5 protein-coding genes are annotated in these 5247 nt (G+C 65.2%); 4 read left to right on the top strand and 1 reads right to left on the bottom strand.

The window, feature by feature from the left end; all coding sequences use genetic code 11:
• Positions 1 to 395, bottom strand: a 395-nt coding sequence (locus tag V5E28_RS48600) for a hypothetical protein (protein WP_336217120.1), incomplete at its 3' end; no start/stop codon positions are given.
• Between V5E28_RS48600 and V5E28_RS48595 the strand changes: the two genes are divergently transcribed.
• The 4 genes from V5E28_RS48595 to V5E28_RS48580 all read left to right on the top strand — a co-directional run.
• Positions 387 to 992 carry a site-specific integrase gene (locus tag V5E28_RS48595; protein ID WP_336217119.1) on the top strand — a complete coding sequence of 202 codons (606 nt, stop codon included), beginning with the start codon at positions 387 to 389 and terminating at the stop codon, positions 990 to 992. The genes V5E28_RS48600 and V5E28_RS48595 overlap by 9 nt on opposite strands.
• Positions 993 to 1109: 117 nt before the next feature.
• Positions 1110 to 1631 carry a hypothetical protein gene (locus V5E28_RS48590; RefSeq protein WP_336217118.1) on the top strand — a complete coding sequence of 174 codons (522 nt, stop codon included), beginning with the start codon at positions 1110 to 1112 and terminating at the stop codon, positions 1629 to 1631.
• Between the two features lie 387 nt (positions 1632 to 2018).
• Positions 2019 to 4193 (top strand): WD40 repeat domain-containing serine/threonine protein kinase, encoded by a 2175-nt coding sequence (locus tag V5E28_RS48585; protein ID WP_336217117.1) that lies wholly within the window; start codon positions 2019 to 2021, stop codon positions 4191 to 4193.
• 363 nt (positions 4194 to 4556) lie between these two features.
• Positions 4557 to 5247: hypothetical protein (locus V5E28_RS48580; RefSeq protein WP_336217116.1), on the top strand; the 691-nt coding region annotated here is incomplete at its 3' end.

Genomic DNA, 5247 nt, shown 5'->3' with positions numbered 1-5247 from the left:
CGCGAGGGAGAACCTCTCCAGGTCGCGGGCTCACCTTCCAGGATGTCAGGCAATCCGGCGAGGAACCCGGGCGGCAGGTTCTGGATCGTCAGCCCGAGCTCAACCGCCTCCAGCCTCGGCCTCGCGGATTCCGCGGGAGTCGGCGCCGACTGCAGAAGCTTCACGATCATCAAGTGCAGCACGAGTAGGAACGGGTCCGCGATGAGCGGACGCAGCTCGGGTAGAGGCAGCGCCGCCGCAACAGTCAACCGGATGATGCGCGCGTCATCGATGTGAAGTTGGGGTGCGAGTGTGAATCCATAGGACGGACCGCTTAGGCCAGTGAAACCGACGCGTGGCAGGGATTTGAGAATCCGTAGGGCATCAAGATCACGGCTATCGAGCTGGTGCTGCACGAAGTGCCAGGTCGGCCCGTCCTCACGGCCGCTCGGGACCACCGGCTCTACGCGCTGTACGTCCTGGCGCTCTGTCTCGGCCTGCGCCGCGGGGAACTCCTCGGGCTCCGCTGGACGGACGTCGACCTTGAGGCCGGCAAGCTGGAAGTGGTCCAGAGCCTCCAGCGGGTCGCGGGCCGCCTCCAGTTCGTCCGCCCGAAGACCTCCGACTCGGAGCGGACTGTCCCGCTGCCGCCCATCTGCGTGGAGGCTCTGAAAGAGCACCGAAGGAAGCAGTTCGCCGAACGCTCGGACCGCTGGGAGGAATGGACGGAACACGGCCTCGTCTTCCCGTCACGCTGCGGGACCCCGATGGAGCCGGACAACCTACGGCGAAGCTGGGGAGCGATCCGCAAGGCCGCCGGTCTCGGCGAGATGAGGTTTCACGACCTCCGACACACCTGTGTGACGCTCCTGCTCAACCTCGGCGTCCCACCCCAGGTCGTCCGCGACATCGTCGGCCACAGCGACATCGAAGTGACCATGACGATCTACGCTCATGCATCCCTCGACGACAAGCGCAACGCACTACGCAAGCTCGGAGATGCCTTGGGCTGATTCCAAGTTCTTCCTTGCTGGAGGCCGCCGCCCATCAGGGTGGCGGCCTCCAGCGTGCTCCAGCCCATCCCCCTTGATTATGTGAGAGATCGTCGAGCGAGCTGCTTCACTTTCGGTATGGGCGAAGCGCTTGACGTCGTTGTCCGATTTGGCAGCAGCGGCCGACTCGGACCCCTGCGCTGCGGCATGCCGTTGCAGGAGTTGGAAACCCTGATCGGGCCATTCCATGACCGCATGCATGACTCCAAGCCTCGCCGATGGCGGCCCCGCCTCCATTTCTGGGATGACCTTGAGGTACTGATCTGCCATGGGCTCGTGATCGAGGTCGGAGTGCCCCTGTGGCGTGACACAGTTGCCCTGCCCAGCGCACTTTCCGGCTGGGAGCGGCCGATAGCTGCCCGGCTCGACATGCTGGAGGTCCTCAGCGCCCTGGACACGGCCGGATGCGAGTGGGAAGAAGCGCCGGGCATCGTCGTGGGCGACAGGGCTCGCGGCATCCGGACTCGTCAGCATGACGTTTGCCTTGTATTCGCGCCCGAAAGCCATTCAGGAGATTCACGCCTGCACAAGATCTACAAGTCAGACCCTGAAGCAGATCAGAATGATCATTCGCCCCGGCAAGGGCGGGCGACTCAATGAAGCGGCGGGGACGTTGCTGTCACTGTTGCTGTCAGCACAGATCAAAAAGCCCCGAACGGTGATCCGTTCGGGGCGTCTTGGCTGGTCAGTTGCTGTGGTCAGGGGCGGGGTCGAACCGCCGACCTTCCGCTTTTCAGGTGTAGCGATCAGGCTGTTCCCGGCTGATGACCTCGCAGTGAGTGGTCGCCCGCAGTGCCCTGTGTGCAGGTGCGGTGGCCGACGTTGCCGTCAGCGTTGCCGTCAGAGGTACCGCCGTACTCAGAACTCCTGAAGCTACGGTGCGAGCCGCAAAGTAGCGGTGTGTTCTCTATCGGCTTCACAACGTAGCGATCTCAAGTAGGGCATACCAGCCGGTAGTTCGCCTGGTTCTTGATCGTGGTTATCGTCATGCTGACCCACACAGACTGGCTCGTTCGTTTGTCCGCCCAGAAGGTGGCCTTGTTCGTAGTTTGGTGTTCATCACGTGGAGAGCGGAGGGATCGGGGCGTTGTGGTGAGAGTTCTATCGGAACGGTATGAGCTGCTACAGCCGTTGGGACGGGGCGGTATGGGGGTGGTGTATCGGGCGCGTGACCGGGAACTGGAGCGGATCGTGGCGGTCAAGGTGCTGCCCGCGCAGATGCTGCGCGATGAGGACTTCCGGGCCCGGTTCCGGCGGGAGGCGCGGGCGGCGGCGGGCTTGTCGCATCCCAACATCGCGACCGTCTACGACATCGGAGAGGACACCGAGGGTGGGGAGCCGGTTCCGTATCTGGTGATGGAGTTGGTGGAGGGCGGGACACTGGCCGATCTGCTGCGCCAGGCTCCGCCGACCCCGAACGAGGTCGGGCGGATCGTGGCGGCGGTCTTGGAGGCGTTGGAGCACAGCCATGGGCGGGAGGTGGTGCACCGCGATATCAAGCCCGCCAACATCATGGTCCACCGCGTCGACGGCCGGGGGCGAGTGAAGGTGATGGACTTTGGGATCGCCAAGCTCTTGTCGGAGACGGCCACCCGATTGACCGCCACCGGAATGCGGATCGGTACCCCGTCCTACATGTCGCCCGAACAGGCCGACGGCAAGCCCGCCGACGCCCGCTCGGATCTGTACTCCACCGGATGCGTGCTGTATGAGATGCTCACCGGTCGGCCGCCCTTCATCGGAGACTCGCTCACCGTCGTGCTTTTCGGGCACCTGCACAAGACCCCGCAGCCGCCCTCACAACTGATCCCGGCCCTGGCCCCCTTCTGGGACCAGGTGCTGGCGACCGCGCTGGCCAAAGACCCCCAACAGCGCCACCGGGATGCCGCGGCGATGCGACAGGCCATCGAAACCGGCTTAGCCGCCCCCACTTCCCAGGCGCCTCCGCCGGCCCAGCCCCCCGCGGCCGCAGCGACTGCCCGCCTTGACGCCCCCTCACCTACCGAACCGGCGCCCACCGAACCGGCACCCTCCGTGTCGGCCCTCTACGCACCCGGCTCTCCCGGTCTCGGGGATCGGGCCGTGCCTACATCCGCAACGCGAGATCACGTCGCTGCCGCGCCGCACCGGGTTCTGTCCCGCCGCCGCCTGCTCACCGGGCTGGGCGTCGGGGGCCTGGCCGCCGCCCTGCCGGCCGCCTACTACACCTTCACCCTGGATGACACCGCCACCATCCTCGGCCAGCGCCTCGCCGGCCACAACGGCGTCGCCCACTCGGTGGCCTTCAGCCCCGATGGCAAGATCCTGGCCATCGGTAGCGGAGACGACACCGTGCGGTTGTGGGACGTGGCCACCCGTGCCCTCCTCGGCCCGCCCCTCACCGGCCACACCGACGGTGTCTCCGCGGTGGCGTTCAGCCCGGACGGCAAGATCCTGGCCACCGGCAGCTATGACGACACCGTACGGTTGTGGGACGTGGCCACCAACACCTCAATCGGCCGCCCCCTCACCGTCCACACCAACGACGTCGACTCGGTGGCCTCCATCTCCGCAGTGGCGTTCAGCCCGGACGGCAAGATCCTGGCCGCCGACGATGACGACGACGTGCGGTTGTGGGACGTGGCCACCCGCACCCCTATCGGCCGCCCCCTCACCGGCCGCAACAAGCTGACGAGCTCCGTCTCCTCGGTGGCGTTCAGCCCGGACGGCAAGATCCTGGCCGCCGACGATGACGACACCGTGCGGTTGTGGGACGTGGCCACCCGCACCACCATCGGCCGCCCCCTCGCCGGCCACACCGGCTGGGTCGCCGCGGTGGCGTTCAGCCCGAACGGGAAAATCCTGGCCACCGGCAGCAGTGACCACACCGTGCGGTTGTGGGACGTGGCCACCCGTACCCCCATCGGCCGCCCCCTCACCGGCCACACCGACATCGTCGACTCAGTGGCGTTCAGCCCCGACGGCAAGATCCTGGCCACCGGCAGTGACGACGACGACGTGCGGTTGTGGGACGTGACCACCCGCACCCCCATCGGCCGTCCTCTCACCGGCCACACCGACGAGGTCTTGTCGGTGGCGTTCAACCCGGACGGCAAGCTCCTGGCCACTGGCAGCCTGGACGGCACCGTGCGGTTGTGGCAACTGGGGAATGATTCCGATTGATGATCAAGCCTGCGGTCCGTTTCTGCCGCATTCCGGAACCGCCGCATATCGCATCAGATCGGCCAGTGGCGCCGGAGATCGAGGCCGCAGTCAGCGGCCAGCTTGCGCTGACCCAATCGTCAGGACATATCAGCCTTCGACGAAGAAATTCTCGTAATTCAACAAATGTCGAGAGATATACCAAACTGGCACAGGTGTCACTCGGTTCTCACGTACGGTGGAATGCCATGCATCCAAACGTGCAGGTAATCGGGGCAAGGGCACATCAGTCCCTCTCAGACCGCACCGCAACTCCCTTGTCTTGACATATCGCAGTTATAAGGATTGATGCATCGCGTCGTCCGCTGCCCTACCCTCGACGCGATGAGTCTCGTCGGGATGAAGCCGGATCAAGCCCGAAACCTGGCGGCGGCTGCCGAGGTCGCGGGCGGATCCCTTGCCGTCCAGGGCGCTGTGATCCGGCAAATCCTGGACCGCTGGAACGGCGTCACCAGTCGCCTCGCTACTTTTTCGGCTCGTGCCACGTGGGCAGACGATCAAGCCAGAGACATTCGACGTCGTGTAGGACTCCTCGAAGAGGACCCGGAAGGCGTCTTGCTGTTCGCCAGCATGACCGGTGTTCTCGATCTTTGGGAGAAGCACAAGGAGCAAGTTCGATATGTGACCAAGCCGCTCAAGGTCATCTCAGTCATCAGTGGTGTGGAAGCTGCGGTTCAACTGCAGAAACGCTGGGCTCAGGGCAGGAACGTCGCTGGCGCACGCGCCGTCTATGACATCCGCCGCTACATGGGCGCCCTCCCCGGCAACCGTAAGCTCTCCGAGTTGATCGCCGAGGTGCTCAAGCGTCAGAAGATTCAGGACCTGTACAAGCAGCCCTGGAAGTGGCAGCAGACGGTCTCCGCCGCCATGCAGCGGTTGCGTGTCCCCGGCGCGCACCTCCTGGTCAAGAATCCGCCCGGTACTGGGGTGCTTGCACGTGTCACTTTGCCGCTCGCCGTCGTTACCGGTGTCAAGGAAGCTGTCCTGCCTACGCATGAGGGCGCCCAGGGTTGGG

It is taken from the genome of Nonomuraea sp. LPB2021202275-12-8, from assembly GCF_037044575.1.
Taxonomy (GTDB): domain Bacteria; phylum Actinomycetota; class Actinomycetes; order Streptosporangiales; family Streptosporangiaceae; genus Nonomuraea.
This window is presented reverse-complemented; position numbering and strand designations above follow the sequence as displayed.